Below are 14,528 nucleotides of genomic sequence, written 5' to 3'. Positions count from 1 at the left end.
GGGAAGCAGCGGCAAAGGATCGAAGCCCGCGCGGGCTCGCCTCACGGCAGGCGCGTGAACACCGGCACGCCCCCGTCCCGCAAGGCAGCGGCCGTGACGCTGCCGAGCAGGGCGGAGGTCACGGCGCTGCGCCCGCGCGTGGTCATGGCCAGGATCGAAGCGGGGTAGTTGCGCACGAATTCCGGAATTGCCTTCTCCGGATCGCCATGCAGGACCTCCCACCCGGCATCGATGCCGTGCGTCCGGGTGATCGCCGCCGCCTGGTTCTGGACGTAGTTGGACTCCATGACGTCGAGCCCTTCCAGCCCGGACGCACCGACCCGGCCGAGCACCGCGACCACCACCATGCGCGCCTTCAACCCGCGCGCGAGGTCCACGGCCTGCGGGATGATCGATTCGGACAAGGGGCTGCCGTCCAGCGGAACGAAGATGCGTTCGATCGCCGCCCCGGCGGCTGCCGAACCCGCGGCCGGCTCCCGGGGGCGGTAGACGAGGATGGGGTTGCCGCCGGTGCGCAAGACGTCCAGCGCCGTGCTGCCGAGCACGGCGCGCATGACGCCGGATCGCCCATGCGAGGTGATGGCCACCAGCGTGCCGGGAACGCGCTCGGCTTCCTGGTGGATCGCCTCGGCCACGCCCCCGTGCACCTCCGTGCAGATGGCCTCGGCCCCGCAGGAATCGGCCAGGGTCTGCAATGCATGGCGCGCCTCGGCGACCCCGTCGGTCCTTCCGACCGCGCGGTACAGGGCCAGCTGGGCGCCGGTCGCCCTCGCGATCGTGCCTGCCAGCGGCAGGATCTGGTTCGAGAACGACGAGCCGTCGACCGGAACAAGGATTCGCGTGTACATGGCGTGTGGGGCGGAAGTTGCGGCCCCAGCTTGCCGCAGGCGCTCGAATCGGGCAAGTGCGGCTGCATTCGGCTCAGCCAAAAGCAAAGGCCCCGCACTTGCGTGCGGGGCCTTGCTGGATTTGGCTCCCCGACCTGGGCTCGAACCAGGGACCTACGGATTAACAGTCCGGCGCTCTACCGACTGAGCTATCGGGGAAAGAGCCTTCGATTATAGCGGGACTTTTCGGCTCTTCTTCAGAACGCGGCAGCAAAAGACACGCGAAGGGTGCGAGGGGCACCCGGGTACAGGTAGACGTGCGCGAACTGGGTGGGGGATTCGCGCCAGTAGCGGCGGTCCAGCAGGTTGTGCACGCCCACGGTCCAGGTGGTGTCGGCCGCGCCGATGCGGCGCTCGTAGCGCAGCGCGGCGTCCAGGCGCGTCCACGAGGGGATCGACACCGAGCCGTCGGCCAGCACCGGGCGCGAGCCCTCGTGCGAGACGTGGCCCTGCAGCTCCAGGCCCGGCACGGCCGCGAGGCGGTAGGCGGCGCTGCCGCGCAGCACGACCTCCGGCACGTTCACCGGCTGCTGGCCGTTGGTGGCGGGCTCGTAGACGCTGCCTTCGCGGCGCGCGCGCAGCAGGGTGGCGCCGCCCTGCAGCCGCCACGGCCCTTGCGTCCATTGCGCCGAGGCCTCCAGCCCGCGATGCACGGCCGAGCCGTCGTACTGGCCGACGGCACAGGCAAAGGTGCGGGTGCAGAAGTCGAAGTTGGTCATCGGGCGGCGCACCTGGAACAGCGCGACCTGCCAGCCCAGCGCCGCATCGCCGCCGCGCAGCCCCACCTCGGCCTGGCGCGACTTGGCGGCCGGCAGCACCTGCCCGGCGTTGGCCAGGGCGAACAGCGGATCGGTCGTGACCTGCCAGGACTCCACGCCTTCGCCCCAGCTGCCGTACGCCACCTGGTCGCCGAGCTTGTAGCTGACGGCCGCCCACGGCGTGGTCAGGCTCTGGCGGTAGCCGCGGTCCAGGCGCGTGTGGCGCACGCCCAGCCAGGTGGTCAGGCGATCGTTCCAGCGGACCGCGTCCTGCAGGTGGAACTCGGTGGTGTGCTCGTCGCGGTCCGGCACGATGAAGCCGGTCACCGGGCTGGGCGGCACCACGGCCAGGCCGTCGATGGTTCCGGTGCCGGCCAGGTTGAAGGCCTGCGGGTTGAAGCGATCTCGCGTGCGATGCCGCAGCACCCCGCCCGACAGCTCGTGCGTGACGCCGCCGGCCTGCACGCTGCCGGCCAGCTTACCGGCCGCGGCATCGCGCCGGCGGCGCTCGTCCTGGCTGCGGAAGTCGTAGTAGTCGAAGGTGCCGTCCGAGCAGAAGCGGTCGAAGTTGCCTTCCGCCGAGCAGCCGAATGGAAAGGCCGTGAAGTCGTCGGTCTCGAGCCGCTGGGTGCCCAGTTGCGCGGTCCAGCGCCAGTTGCTGCCCAGCGCCTGGGTGAAGCGCAGGGTGCCGGTGAGGGCGTCGAATTGCGAGCGCTGCAGCCAGGGCTGGTTGTTCAGGTTCAGCCGCGGGTCCACCGGGCCGGGCAGGACGTTGCCGAGCAGGCTGAAGCCGGTCTGGCTGGGCTGGCCGTGCCGGCTCCATTCGATCTCGGCTTCCACCAGCGCATCGCGGCTGGCGCGCCAGTCGGCCGCCAGCGCCAGCAGGCTGCGCTCGCCGTCGGTGTTGCGCACCAGCGGGCGCAGGCGCTCCTGCGCGGCGTTCAGGCGGTAGCCGAAGGCGTCGTCGACCCCGAAGCGGCCGCCCAGGTCGACCGCGCCCAGCAGGCTGCCGCGCTGGCTCGCCTCCAGGCGCACTTCGCGCAGCGGGCGTGCGGTCGGGCGCTTGACGACATAGTTGACCAGCCCGCCCGGCGCGCTGGTGCCGGCCTGGATGCCGCTGGTGCCCTTGAGCACCTCGATGCGTTCCTTGTTGTCCAGCGGGATCGTGGTCTCCGCGTTGATCGGCAGGCCCTCGCGCCGGTAGTTGAACTGGTTGTTCAGGGTGAAGCCGCGGATGGACAGGAAGTCCCAGTAGCCGGGCGCGTTGTAGGCGTCGCTGACGGAGCTGTCGAAGCGGGTCAGGTCGGCCAGGCGGCGTGCGCCGCTGTCGTCGATCTCCTGGCCGGTGATGACGGTGGTGGACACCGGCACTTCCTTGCGCGGGAAGTCGCCGAAGCCGGTGACGTCGGCCGCCGCCGGCACCTCGGCCGGCGTGATGACGAGGGGGCGCAAGGTGGTTTCCTGCGCCTGCGCCGCGGACAGCGCAAGAAGAAGGAGCGCTACTGCGCCCGGAATCGGTTGGAGTCGTGCCACGCCGTGTCCTTCAACGGTGGTGGCAGGTGGGCCAGCGGGGGACGGCTTGCTGCTCCTGCGAGAACCCGGAGCGCCGCCCGACGCTTGCTTCCCTGCGCGAGGATTACCTCAATCAGGTTCAAAGGGACTCTCTCAGTCGCCGCGCACGGCAACACCCCCAGCGGACTTCACCGCAAGCGGCGAAGCGTTCGCGGATTCTAGCGGCACGCGTCACGCCCAACCTCGACGAGGCGGCGTTGCTGCTGGGGCGAACACCGCCCGATGCGCAGGCGCTGCAGCCGGCGCGACTGCGGGCGGCCTAGGATTTCGCCCGCGGCCGCGTGGCCCACGCCAGCGCGAAGGTCAGCGCCAGCGCGGGCAGGGCCGAGCCCAGTGCAGGCGCGAACCGGCCGCAGGCGTGGTACGTGACGATGCCGGCGACCCAGATCGCGATCGGCACCGCTTCGGCGCGGCGCGCCCGCGCGAGCAGCGCCACGGTGTCGGTGCCGAAGGACAGCCGGCCCAGCACCACGCCGAACAGCGGCACGAACACCGAGCTGAGCAGCAGCAGGAACGGCTCCAGGCTGTGCATGGGCAGCACCAGGGCCATGGCGGTGCAGACCACGGCCATGGCGAGTCCCCAGCGCCGGATGCTCCAGCCCGGCGCCAGGCTGTGGCTGGACACGGCACCCGAGTAGGCGTCGCCGTAAGCGTTGTCGACCTCGTCGATCAGGATCAGCGACAGCGCGATCAGGCCGCCTTGCGCCAGCAGCAGGGCCGTCACCAGGTCCTGGCTGGGCAGGGTCAGTGCCACCAGCACGCCGAGGGCATAGCACCAGGTGTTGGCCAGGGCGAAGCCGAACCAGGTTCCCTTCAGGGCGGCGCGCCCGCTCGAGCCGTGCCGGGCATAGTCCGCCACCAGCGGCAGCCAGGAGATCGGCATGGCGATCACCAGGTCCAGGGCTTGCAGCACGCCCATGCCGCCGGCGCCCGGGCGGCGCCACAGCGCCTGCCAGCCCTGCGCTTGGGCCATGCCGAGAAACTGCCAGCTGAGCCACAGGAGCGACAGCACCACCAGCGGCAGCGCGACGCGCGAGACGATTCGGCGCACCAGCCGCACCATCGAGCCGGAGACCAGCAGCGCTACCAGCCCGCCCCAGGCCAGCGTCGCGGCCAGCGGCCACCAGCCGGCGGCGCTGCCGCCCTGGGCGGCGATGGCCACGGTGGCATCGCGCATCACGACCAGCTCGAACGTCCCCCAGCCGAGCAGCTGGACGATGTTCAGGACGATGGGCAGCCGCGCGAAGCCGCTGCCATAGACGGCATGCATCAGCCCGGCGCTGGCCAGGCCGCTGTCGCAGCCCAGCTTGGCGACCCAGGCCAGCAGCCCGGCGCCGATGACCGAACCGGCGACGATCGCCAGCAGGGCATCGCGCGCGCCGAGCGCCGGCACCAGGTAGGCGCCGACCTGCATCACCAGCAGGCCGACGCCCAGGCTGAACCACAGGGACGCGTGTTCGCGCCAGCCGAATACGCGCTCGGAAGCGGGCAGGGGTGTCAGCGCCTGGTTGGCGGCGGGAAGGGGCAGCGTTGCTGCGGCAGGCGGGAGGGTGGCCATCGCGAAACTCCAGTGGGTCGCGCGAAGGCAAGCCTGGGAGCGAAGCCCGCGAAGGGCGCTGCTGCGTTGGCCGGCTTCCCTGCGCGAGGATTACCTCAATCAGGTTCGAAGGGACTGTCTCAGTCGCTGCCTGAAGGCAGCAACACCCCTAGCGGATGCGCCCTTGCGAGCGCGGCGCGGATTGTAAGCCGCCATGAAGAAGGGCCCCGCAGGGCCCCCGTCATGCCATGGCTGCCGTGCGGTGTCAGTCGAACACCGGCGACTCCACCCCCAGCACCTTGTGCAGCTTGGGCGAGGTGGTGGTGTACTGCAGGTGGATCTTGCCCTTCTCCGGGAAGATGATGGGCGCGGCGGCGAAGGCGGCCAGCGCGCATTCGTGGAAGCCCGAGAGGATCAGCTTCTTCTTGCCGGGGTAGGTGTTGATGTCGCCCACCGCGAAGATGCCGGGCACGCTGGTGGAGAACTTCTCGGTGTCCACCACCAGCTGCTTGCGCTCGATGTCCAGGCCCCAGTCGGCGATGGGCCCCAGCTTGGGCGACAGGCCGAAGAACACCAGCAGCATGTCCAGCGGCACCACGCGCGTCACGCCGTCGGCGCCGGTGACCTTGGCGCCGGTCAGGCGGCCGTCCTTTTCCTCGTAGCCGGTGACCTGGCCGACGATGAACTGCATCTCGTACTGGTCGCACAGCTCCCGCATCTTCGCCACCGAGGCGGGCGCGGCCTTGAAGCCGTCGCGCCGGTGCACCAGGATCACGCTCTCGGCCTTGTTCGGGCCCTCGGCCGCGAAGTTGAGCGTCCAGTCCAGCGCCGAGTCGCCGCCGCCGACGATCACCAGGTTCTTGCCGGCGAAGTCGGCCGGGTTGCGGACCCGGTAGAACAGCTGCGAGTCGCTGAACTTGTCCAGGCCGTCGACCTTGAGCGTGCGCGGCTCGAAGGCGCCCACGCCGGCGGCGATGAAGACGGTCTTGGTCAGGAACTGGGTGCCCTTGGAGGTCTGCACGAAGAAGCGGCCGTCGTCCTGCCTGCTCAGCTCGGTGACGGTCTGGCCCAGGTGGAAGGTGGCGCCGAACGGCTCGATCTGCTTGAGCAGGGCGTCGGTCAGCTCCTTGCCGGTGCACACCGGGATGGCCGGGATGTCGTAGATCGGCTTGTCCGGGTAAAGCTCGATCGGCTGGCCGCCGGGGTAGGCCAGCGAATCGATCACGTGGGCCTTGATCTCCAGCAGGCCCAGCTCGAAGACCTGGAACAGCCCGACCGGGCCGGCCCCGACGATCACGGCGTCGGTCTCGATGGGGCCGTCATGCTCGGCGGCGGTCTTGATCACTTCTTGGCTGAGTCGGGGTTCCATTCGAATCCTAGCTTGCTCCGCTATCGCTCTGGGCCTCACCTACTCGGGGCCGCCGCGGAACCGGCTTCGCCGGGCCGCTGGCGGCGCCCCTTGAGGGGAGGCGCCGAAGGCGCTTCGGGGTGGTCGTTGTCCCGGGGTGGTCCTATTACCGGATGAGCTCCGAGAGCTTGCCCGGCTTGTCCTTCCATTCCTCGGCGTCGTCCAGCGCCGGCTTGCGCTTGGTGATGCTCTTCCAGGCCGGCGACAGTTCGGCATTGAGCTTGATGAAGGCCACCTGGTCGGCCGGGACGTCCTCCTCGGCATAGATCGCGTTCACCGGGCACTCCGGGATGCAGACGGCGCAGTCGATGCACTCGTCCGGATCGATCACCAGCATGTTGGGGCCTTCGCGGAAGCAGTCCACGGGGCAGACGTCCACGCAGTCGGTGTACTTGCAGCGGATACATTGTTCGGTGACGACGTGGGTCATGTGCTGGCGGTCATCGCTGGGGAAAACCCCGAATTTTAACGGTCCGGCAGGGGCCGGACGGGCTCGAGGGCATGGTGCCGCAGAGCCCGGCGGGCTACCTTGACGTTGCTCAATCGACCAGCAGCGCCGCGGCGGTGCGGTGGCTGGTGGTATCGACCAGGACCAGCGAGCCCGGTCCACGGGCGCGCCCGAAGGAGCGCACGGCCAGCGGCTCCTGCAGGGCCAACTCGATCCGGCCGATGGCGTTGGGCTCCAGTTCCCCGGCCGGCTGCGGCTGCAGGGTGTGGATGTCCAGGCGATGGACCACCCGCCGCACGCGGGCCTTGACCCAGCGGTGGCCGTGCAGCGCCCAGTACACCCGGCCGGCCGGCAGGGGCTCGTCGTCCAGCCAGGCGATGGTGCCCGACAGCTCGCGCACCGCTTCCGGCGCGTCGGCCGCCAGCAGCCAGTCGCCGCGGGAGACATCGACCTCGCGGTCCAGCACCAGGCCGGCGCTGTGGCCGGCGGCCACTTCGCGCGGCCGGCGCACGCCGTCCAGCACCTGCACCACCTGGGCCGTCTGCCCCGAGGGCATCACCCGCACGGCCTGGCCCGGCGCCACCGCGCCGGTGGCCACCCGGCCCCAGAACACGCGGCGGCCCTGGCGCGTGTCGCTGCCCTCGGGCGCCTTCTCCACCCATTGCACCGGGAACGAGAAGGTTTCCTGGGTCTCGGCGGCTGCTACCGGTAGCGATTCCAGGCACTGCAGCAGGGACGGGCCCTGGTAGCCGCACCATCCCGGCGTGGGCTGGACCACGTTGAGCCCTTGCAACGCCGAGACCGGCACCACCGCCTGCGCCTGCAGGCCGGCGGCTGCGGCGAAGCGCTGCAGGGCGGACGCGATGCGGCCGAAGGCCAGCGCGGGGTCCTCGATGGCATCGAGCTTGTTCACCGCGAACACGATCGAGGGCACCCGCAGCAGGTGGGCCAGCAGGGCGTGCCGGTGCGTCTGCGGCAGCAGCGCCGGCTCGCCCGCCTGCCAGGCCAGCTTGGTGGCATCGACCAGCACCACCACGGCGTCCGCGGCCGAAGCGGCGGTGACCATGTTGCGGGTGTACTGCTCGTGGCCGGGCGCGTCGCCGATGATGAACTTGCGCGCCGGCGTGGCGAAGTAGCGCCAGGCCACGTCGATCGTGATGCCCTGTTCGCGCTCGGCCTGCAGGCCGTCGGTGAGCAGGGCCAGGTCGGTGGCGCCGGCGCGCTGTACGCCGGCCAGCTGGTCCTGCAGCACGGCCTTGCTGTCGACCAGCAGCCGGCCGATCAGCGTGCTCTTGCCGTCGTCGACCGAGCCGGCGGTGATGAAGCGCAGCGGGGCTGCGGTATCGGTCGCCATCAGAAATACCCTTCCTTCTTGCGCCGCTCCATGGACGCGTCCGAGGTCTTGTCGTCCATGCGGGTGGCGCCGCGCTCGCTGACTTCGACGGCCAGCGTCTCGGCCACCACTTCGGCGGCGTTCGCGGCCGTGCTGGCCACCGGGCAGGTGCAGGTGATGTCGCCCAGGGTGCGGAAGCGCACCGTGCGCGGGGTGGCGGTTTCGCCTTCGCGCGGCGGGGTCAGCTCGGTCACGGGCACCAGCAGGCCCTTGCGCTCGACCACCTGGCGCTGGTGCGCGTAGTAGAGCGACGGCAGTTCGATCTGCTCGCGCTCGATGTACTGCCACACGTCCAGCTCGGTCCAGTTGGAGATCGGGAACACGCGGAAGTGCTCGCCGGGGTGCAGCCGGGTGTTGAACAGCGTCCACAGCTCGGGCCGCTGGCTCTTGGGCTGCCACTGGCCGAAGCCGTCGCGGTGGGAGAACATGCGCTCCTTGGCGCGGGCCTTCTCCTCGTCGCGGCGGGCACCGCCGATCAGCGCGTCGAAGCGGAACTCCTCCACCGCCTCCAGCAGGGTGACCGACTGGTGCGGGTTGCGCGGTTCGTCGGGGCGGGCCAGGCGGACTGTGCCGCGCCGCATCGAGTCTTCCACGCTGCGCACGATCAGCTCGGCGCCCAGTTCCGCCGCGCGTCGGTCGCGGAAACCGGTGACCTCCGGGAAGTTGTGCCCGGTGTCGATCATCAGCAGCGGGTAGGGCAGGCGGCCGATGCCGAACGCCTTCTCGGCACAGCGCAGCAGCACCAGCGAATCCTTGCCGCCGGAGAACAGCAGGGCGGGGCGCTCGAAGGCGCCAGCCACCTCGCGCAGCACGAAGATCGCTTCCTCCTCCAGCGCATCGAGGTGGCCGTTGCCCAGGCGGGCGAGCAGCTGCGGGTCCACGCGGGCGTTCATGCGGGTTCTCCTTCGGTCTTGACGTGCAGGCCGCATTCCTTCGCGGACGCATCCTCCCACCACCACCTCCCGGCCCGGAAGTCCTCGCCCAGGCTGATCGCCCGGGTGCAGGGCGCGCAGCCGATGCTGGGATAGAACTGGTCGTGCAGCGGGTGGTAGTCGATGCCCTCGGTCGCGATGCAGTGCCAGACGTCGCCCCAGGTCCATTCGGCCAGCGGGTTGAACTTGACGCGCGGCTCGCTGTCGTCCACCAGCGGCACTTCGGCGCGGGCGGCCGACTGCTCGCGCCGCAGCCCGGTGATCCAGGCGCGCTGGCCGGCCAGCGCGCGCTGCAGCGGCTCGACCTTGCGGATGTGGCAGCAGGCCTTGCGCAGCTCGACGCTGCGGTACATGGCCCGGTCGCCTTCGCGCTCGACGAAGCGGATCACCGCATCCGGTTCCGGCCGCCAGACCTGCACCGGCACGCGCGAACGCGCCTGGAGGCGCTCCAGCACCGCCAGCGTCTCGGCGTGCAGCAGGCCCGTATCGAGCACGAACACGGGGATGTCCAGCTCCAGCGACTGCACGAGGTGCGAGATCACCATGTCCTCGGCACCCAAACTGCTGGCCTGCACCAGCGGCGCGTACCCGGCCGCCGCGCGCACCAGCAGCGAACGCGTGCGCTCGAGCCGGGCTTCGTAACCGGGCGAAGGCCGCGCGTGCAGCTCGGTCGCGCGCATCAGGCCGCGCTCCGGAAACGCGGCTGGTTGCCGGTGGCGTCGCCCTGGTAGAAGGCGGCGAAGCGATCGAACTGGCGCTGCGCATGGGCCGGGTTCTGGTCGGCCCGCAGCACCGCGCTGGAGAAACCGCTGCGCTGCATCAGCACCAGCTGGTCGATCAGCACCGCGCCGACGGCGCGCAGTTCACCGCCGAACCCGCGCCGGCGCAGCGCGTGGGCCTGGCTGTAGGCGCGGCCGTCGGTGAACCGGGGAAAGTCCAGCTCGATCACCTGGGCGCCTTCGAAGTCGAGGTCTTCCACGTCGCGGTCGTTGGCGATGCGCAGCACGTTCATGCCGGTGCCCATCTCCGCGTACTCGTGGGCGGTCAGGACCTGGAGGGTGCGGGCCGTCATGCGGTCTCCTTCTCTGCCAGGCGGGCTGCGTTGGCGGCGGCCTTGAAGGGCTCGATGCCGGTGCGCCGCACGGTGGCGATGAAGGTCTCCAGCCGCCCCTCCACGCTGATGCGCTCGCGCCGATAGGTGTCCAGCAGGGCTTCGACCACTTCCGGCACTTCCGCAGCGCTGAAGGAGGGGCCCAGCACCTTGCCCGGCGTGGCGGCGCCGGACAGGTCGGAGCCGTCGGCGCCGCCCACCGTCACCTGGTACCACTCGCGGCCGTCCTTGTCGACGCCGAGGATGCCGATGTGGCCGGCATGGTGGTGGCCGCAGGAGTTGATGCAGCCGGAGATGTTGAGGTCGATCTCGCCCAGGTCGTGCTCCTCGTCCAGGTCCTGGTAGCGCTGGGTGATGGCCTCGGCGATCGGCAGCGAGCGCGCGTTGGCCAGCGAGCAGAAGTCGCCGCCCGGGCAGGCGATCATGTCGGTGAGCAGGCCGATGTTGGGCCGCGCCAGCCCCAGCTTGCGGGCAGCGGCCCACAGTTCGGGCAGGTCGTCCTGGTGCACCCAGGGCAGCAGCAGGTTCTGCTCGTGGGTGACGCGCGCCTCGCCCGAGGAGAAGCGCTGGGCCAGTTCGGCCGCGGCATCGAGCTGGTCGGCGGTGGCGTCGCCGGGCGCCTGGCCCAGCCGCTTGAACGACAGCGTGACGGCCCGCAGCACCGGATCGCGGTGGGCGCGCACGTTGCGCTGCAGCCAGCGGTCGAAGCCGGGGTCGGCTTCGGCGTCGTCGCGCACGATCTCGTGCAGGCGCGGGTCCTTCAGCGTGGGACGCACCGACGGGGCCTCGAAGCATGCGGCCACGCGGTCGTACTCGGCCTGCGTGATGGTGTGGGCGGCGCCGCCGGCCACGATGCGGGCGTACTCGGCCTCGACCGCATCGATGTAGCGCTGGCCCTCGGCCTTGACCAGGATCTTGATGCGCGCCTTCCAGGCGTTGTCGCGGCGGCCGTAGTGGTTGTAGACCCGGATCGCCGCCTCGACGTAGTTGATCAGCTGGTGCCAGGGCAGGAAGCCGCGCACCACGGTGCCGATGATGGGCGTGCGGCCCATGCCGCCGCCGACCTGGACGCGGAAGCCCAGCTCGCCGGCCTCGTTGCGCAGCAGCTGCAGGCCGATGTCGTACCAGCCCAGCGCCGCGCGGTCCTCCTGCGCGCCGTTGATGGCGATCTTGAACTTGCGCGGCAGGAAGGAGAACTCGGGGTGCAGCGAACTCCACTGCCGCAGGATCTCGCAGAAGGGCCGCGGATCGGCGATCTCGTCGGGCGCGATGCCGGCCAGCGCGTCGGCGGTGATGTTGCGCACGCAGTTGCCGCTGGTCTGGATGCCGTGCATGTCGACGCTTGCCAGCAGCTCCATCACCTCGGCGCTGCGCACCAGCGGGATCCAGTTGAACTGCACGTTGGTGCGCGTGGTGAAGTGGCCGTAGCCGTGCTTGAGGCGGCTCGCCACCGGCGTGCCGCCGGGCACCGGCACTTCGCCCAGCGCCAGCTGCTGCTGCTGCGCGCGGTGCAGCAGGTCGGCATCGGGCTGGTCGTACTCGCGCGCGATGCGCGCCAGCACGCGCAGCTGCGCGCTGGAGATCTCGCCATAGGGCACGGCGACGCGCAGCATGGGCGCGTAGCGCTGGACGTACCAGCCGTTCTGCAGGCGCAGCGGGCGGAAATCGTCCTCCGGCAACTGGCCGGCCAGGTGGCGCTCGAGCTGGTCGCGGTACTGCGCGGCCCGGGCCTGCACGAAGGCGCGGTCGAACTCGGTGTAACGGTACATGGGGCGCGACTCTAGGAGGCGCGGCCCCGCGCCCCAACGACTTTTTTCTTGGCCGCTTATGCGCATATGCATATGCGGGCTCGATTTCCCACGGTTGGGCCAGCGGCCATAATTCCGGCCCAAAGCCGGGGAACAGATGCAGAGGGTCTTCGTCAAGGTGCTGGGGTTCAGCGACGTGGAGCGCCACGCGCTGAACACCCTGTTTCGCCTGTCGGAGGAACGCGACACGGGCTACGCGCTGTGGAGCCCCGACTACGGCGTGGCCGCCCAGATGGCGCTGATCGACAGCGAATCGCACGAGGCGGTGGTCGAGTTCGAATCCCCGAGCAACCACGAGCTGAAGATGATCTGGGTGGGCGCCGGCGCGCCGCCCACCGCCTGGCGCAGCTTCCAGCGCCCGATCCAGTGGCCGGACGTCATCGCGGCCATGGACCAGCTCTTCGGGCCGCCGCCGGACCTGGATTTCGACCTCGGTGCGACGACCGACGAGGAAGCCCAGGACACCTTGCCGCCCGAGCCCGGCCCGCCTCCGCAGCGGGCGCTGATCGCCGCCGCCGACCGCAACGAGCGCCTGTACCTGCGCGCCCGCCTGTCGCTCGCCGGACTGACCCAGGCCGACGAGGCCGCGACGGCGGCCGACGCGCTGGAACTCGCGCGCCTGAACCGCTATTCGATCCTGCTGGTGGACTTCGGGCTGGGCGGGGAGGACGGCTGGGACTTCGTGCGGCAGTTGCGCACCGGCGGGCAGGGCGGCGCGCACCTGATCGTCACCAAGCCGGGCGTCTCGGTCGTCGACCGGCTGCGCGCGCTGTGGAGCGGGCGGCCGGCGCTGCTGGCCATGCCGGCCGATCCCGCCCGGCTCAAGGCGTTGCTGGAACGCGCGTAGCGATCGCCGCCGGCCGGGTCGCATCGAGCGCGGCGGCCAGCCGGGTCGGTACCGGCAGCGGCTCGGCGTGCAGGCGCGCAGCCAGCAGTTCGGCGCACAGGTGCGCGAAGGTCAGCCCGCGCGAACCCAGCGCCGTGCTGACCCACAGGCCCGGTTCGATCTCCCCCACCAGCGGCCGGCGGTCGCCCGAGGCGCAGCGCACGCCGGTCCAGGCGCGCACCTCGCCCCGCTCGAAGCGCGCCGCCAGCCGCTGCGCCGCGTCGGGCACCAGCAGGCGCAGCCGCTCCAGGTTGGCCCGATGCTCCTCGGGTCGCGCCTGCGTCGAGCGGTCGGCGCGCACGTAGGTGGAGCCGGACAGCCAGGCGCGGCCCTGCGGCAGCTGGACGTCGGGCAGGAAGTGGCCCTTGCCGTTGTGCGGGTGCGCCGCCAGGGCCGGGCCGGCCTCCAGCAGGTCCCAGCTCACCTGGCCGCGGACCGCATGCAGGCGGATGGCAGGGGCCGCGGGGTCGTCGCCGGAGGAAGGCAGCAGCCCGGCGCTGTCCAGGCCGGCCGCGACCACCGCGAGGTCGGCCCGGGCCAGCACCTGGCCGGCCGCGTCCAGCGCCTGCCATTGCCCCTCGTGCCGCTCGAGGCGATCGACCGGCGTGTGGCCGCGCCACTCGATGCCCGGCTCGGCCAGCCAGGCTTGCACGAGCGCGGCGGGGCGCACCCAGGCCGCGGCGGCATGCCAGACGCTGGCCGCTTCCTCGTCGAGCGGCTGTTGCCAATCGTGCTGCCAGGGACCCAGGTCGGGCAGCCGGCGCGGGTCGAAGCGGCGCTGCAGCACGCCGGTGCGTTGCCAGTCGCGGCCGGCCGCCAGCCGCATCTGCGCCTGCTGCAGGCTCAGGCGCACGCCGGCGCGCGACAGGCGCGAGAGCAGGTTGTCGTCGGGCGAGGTGTGCGGCGCCAGCAGCCCGGCAGGCAGGCCCGAGGCGCCGGCGGCCGCAGCCGCGGCGGCATCCAGCACCTGGACCTGCCAGCCGCGCAGCGCCAGTGCGGCGGCGACCGCGGCGCCGGCCAGCCCGCTGCCGACCACGAAGGCCTTGCCGACGGCCGCCGCGCGCGGCTGCGGCGGCGCATGCTTCAGCGTCCAGGGCGGGTTGAAGCGCGCCTGCAGGCTTTCGTGCTTGGGCGGCAGGCCGGGCACCTTCTCCACCGCGAAGCCGCACAGCTCCAGGTCGCGCCGCACGTGTCCGGCCACGCTCCAGGTCGCCAGCCGGGTGCCGCGGCGGCAGCAGCGCGCCACCGCCTTGAGCGTGTCCAGTGCCCACATCGCCGGGTTGCGCTGCGGGTCGAAGCCATCGAGGAACACCGAATCGGCGGCGAACGCCTGTTCGCGCAGCAGCGGCCGGGCCTCGCCCACGCACAGCGTGAGCAGCACGCGCCCGCCCTCGAACTGCAGCCGGTGGAAGCCGGGTACCAGGCCCCACCACTGCGCCGCCAGTTCGCGCGCCAGCGGCTCCAGTTCGGGCGTGGCGGCGGCGCTGCGCAGCAGGTCGCCGGCCGCGACCGGCCAGGCCTCGACGGAGACGAAGTGAAGGATCTGCGGGCGCTGCGGATCGTCCTTCCAGGCGCGCCAGGCCGCCAGGAAGTTCAGACCCAGCCCGAAGCCGGTTTCCAGGATGCGCCACTGCGGTCGCCCGGCCCAGGCCTGCGGGAGCCCGCAGCCGCCCAGGAACACATGGCGCGCCTGCGCCAGGGCGCCGGCGTGGCTGCGGTAGATGTCGTCGAAGCGCGCGCTGCGCGGCGTGCCGTCAGGCAGCCACTCGACCGGCTCGGCCACGGTGG

Annotated in this window: 12 protein-coding genes, 1 tRNA gene and 1 riboswitch; of the genes, 1 reads left to right on the top strand and 12 read right to left on the bottom strand. The window is 71.5% G+C overall.

Annotation, left to right across the window (positions count from 1 at the left end):
- Window positions 1-41: 41 nt before the first annotated feature.
- The 11 genes from PE066_RS01140 to PE066_RS01090 all read right to left on the bottom strand — a co-directional run bounded on the left by PE066_RS01140 (window position 42) and on the right by PE066_RS01090 (window position 11,815).
- Window positions 42-848 carry a universal stress protein gene (locus PE066_RS01140; RefSeq protein WP_271234734.1) on the bottom strand — a complete coding sequence of 269 codons (807 nt, stop codon included), beginning with the start codon at window positions 846-848 and terminating at the stop codon, window positions 42-44.
- A gap of 122 nt (window positions 849-970) precedes the next feature.
- A tRNA-Asn gene (locus PE066_RS01135) sits at window positions 971-1,046 on the bottom strand.
- 38 nt (window positions 1,047-1,084) lie between these two features.
- Window positions 1,085-3,097 carry a TonB-dependent siderophore receptor gene (locus PE066_RS01130; RefSeq protein WP_271234733.1) on the bottom strand — a complete coding sequence of 671 codons (2,013 nt, stop codon included), beginning with the start codon at window positions 3,095-3,097 and terminating at the stop codon, window positions 1,085-1,087.
- A 379-nt stretch (window positions 3,098-3,476) separates the two neighbouring features.
- Window positions 3,477-4,775, bottom strand: a complete 1,299-nt coding sequence (locus PE066_RS01125) for a purine-cytosine permease family protein (RefSeq protein ID WP_271234732.1) — start codon at window positions 4,773-4,775, stop codon at window positions 3,477-3,479.
- Window positions 4,776-4,834: 59 nt separating this feature from the next.
- Window positions 4,835-4,935, bottom strand: a riboswitch (TPP riboswitch).
- A gap of 84 nt (window positions 4,936-5,019) precedes the next feature.
- On the bottom strand, window positions 5,020-6,123 hold the full coding sequence (locus PE066_RS01120; RefSeq protein ID WP_271234731.1) for an NAD(P)/FAD-dependent oxidoreductase: 1,104 nt from the start codon (window positions 6,121-6,123) through the stop codon (window positions 5,020-5,022).
- A 145-nt stretch (window positions 6,124-6,268) separates the two neighbouring features.
- A complete protein-coding gene (fdxA, locus tag PE066_RS01115) occupies window positions 6,269-6,592 on the bottom strand; it encodes a ferredoxin FdxA (RefSeq protein WP_271234730.1) in 324 nt (107 codons plus the stop codon).
- 109 nt (window positions 6,593-6,701) lie between these two features.
- Window positions 6,702-7,964 (bottom strand): sulfate adenylyltransferase subunit 1, encoded by a 1,263-nt coding sequence (locus tag PE066_RS01110; RefSeq protein ID WP_271234729.1) that lies wholly within the window; start codon window positions 7,962-7,964, stop codon window positions 6,702-6,704.
- Window positions 7,964-8,896 carry a sulfate adenylyltransferase subunit CysD gene (gene cysD / locus PE066_RS01105; RefSeq protein ID WP_271234728.1) on the bottom strand — a complete coding sequence of 311 codons (933 nt, stop codon included), beginning with the start codon at window positions 8,894-8,896 and terminating at the stop codon, window positions 7,964-7,966. The genes PE066_RS01110 and cysD overlap by 1 nt, the downstream gene beginning before the upstream one ends.
- Entirely contained in the window at window positions 8,893-9,615 is a 723-nt protein-coding gene (locus tag PE066_RS01100) for a phosphoadenylyl-sulfate reductase (protein WP_271234727.1), read from the bottom strand. The genes cysD and PE066_RS01100 overlap by 4 nt, the downstream gene beginning before the upstream one ends.
- Window positions 9,615-10,007, bottom strand: a complete 393-nt coding sequence (locus PE066_RS01095) for a DUF934 domain-containing protein (protein ID WP_271234726.1) — start codon at window positions 10,005-10,007, stop codon at window positions 9,615-9,617. The genes PE066_RS01100 and PE066_RS01095 overlap by 1 nt, the downstream gene beginning before the upstream one ends.
- Window positions 10,004-11,815 carry a nitrite/sulfite reductase gene (locus PE066_RS01090; RefSeq protein WP_271234725.1) on the bottom strand — a complete coding sequence of 604 codons (1,812 nt, stop codon included), beginning with the start codon at window positions 11,813-11,815 and terminating at the stop codon, window positions 10,004-10,006. The genes PE066_RS01095 and PE066_RS01090 overlap by 4 nt, the downstream gene beginning before the upstream one ends.
- Window positions 11,816-11,951: 136 nt before the next feature.
- Between PE066_RS01090 and PE066_RS01085 the strand changes: the two genes are divergently transcribed.
- Window positions 11,952-12,701: a response regulator gene (locus PE066_RS01085; protein ID WP_271234724.1), complete on the top strand. Its 750-nt coding sequence runs from the start codon at window positions 11,952-11,954 to the stop codon at window positions 12,699-12,701.
- Here the strand turns inward: PE066_RS01085 and mnmD are convergent.
- Entirely contained in the window at window positions 12,676-14,523 is a 1,848-nt protein-coding gene (gene mnmD, locus PE066_RS01080; protein ID WP_271234723.1) for a tRNA (5-methylaminomethyl-2-thiouridine)(34)-methyltransferase MnmD, read from the bottom strand. The genes PE066_RS01085 and mnmD overlap by 26 nt on opposite strands.
- Between the last annotated feature and the right edge of the window lie 5 nt (window positions 14,524-14,528).

Origin of the sequence: Ramlibacter tataouinensis, from assembly GCF_027941915.1 — a bacterium.
GTDB lineage: Bacteria > Pseudomonadota > Gammaproteobacteria > Burkholderiales > Burkholderiaceae_C > Ramlibacter > Ramlibacter tataouinensis_C.
This window is presented reverse-complemented; position numbering and strand designations above follow the sequence as displayed.

Coding starts and splice junctions, on each gene's coding strand:
- PE066_RS01140 (WP_271234734.1), bottom strand. CDS start 848: ATGTACACGCGAATCCTTGTTCCGGTCGACGGCTCGTCGTTCTCGAAC.
- PE066_RS01125 (WP_271234732.1), bottom strand. CDS start 4,775: ATGGCCACCCTCCCGCCTGCCGCAGCAACGCTGCCCCTTCCCGCCGCC.
- PE066_RS01120 (WP_271234731.1), bottom strand. CDS start 6,123: ATGGAACCCCGACTCAGCCAAGAAGTGATCAAGACCGCCGCCGAGCAT.
- fdxA (WP_271234730.1), bottom strand. CDS start 6,592: ATGACCCACGTCGTCACCGAACAATGTATCCGCTGCAAGTACACCGAC.
- PE066_RS01110 (WP_271234729.1), bottom strand. CDS start 7,964: ATGGCGACCGATACCGCAGCCCCGCTGCGCTTCATCACCGCCGGCTCG.
- cysD (WP_271234728.1), bottom strand. CDS start 8,896: ATGAACGCCCGCGTGGACCCGCAGCTGCTCGCCCGCCTGGGCAACGGC.
- PE066_RS01100 (WP_271234727.1), bottom strand. CDS start 9,615: ATGCGCGCGACCGAGCTGCACGCGCGGCCTTCGCCCGGTTACGAAGCC.
- PE066_RS01095 (WP_271234726.1), bottom strand. CDS start 10,007: ATGACGGCCCGCACCCTCCAGGTCCTGACCGCCCACGAGTACGCGGAG.
- PE066_RS01090 (WP_271234725.1), bottom strand. CDS start 11,815: ATGTACCGTTACACCGAGTTCGACCGCGCCTTCGTGCAGGCCCGGGCC.
- PE066_RS01085 (WP_271234724.1), top strand. CDS start 11,952: ATGCAGAGGGTCTTCGTCAAGGTGCTGGGGTTCAGCGACGTGGAGCGC.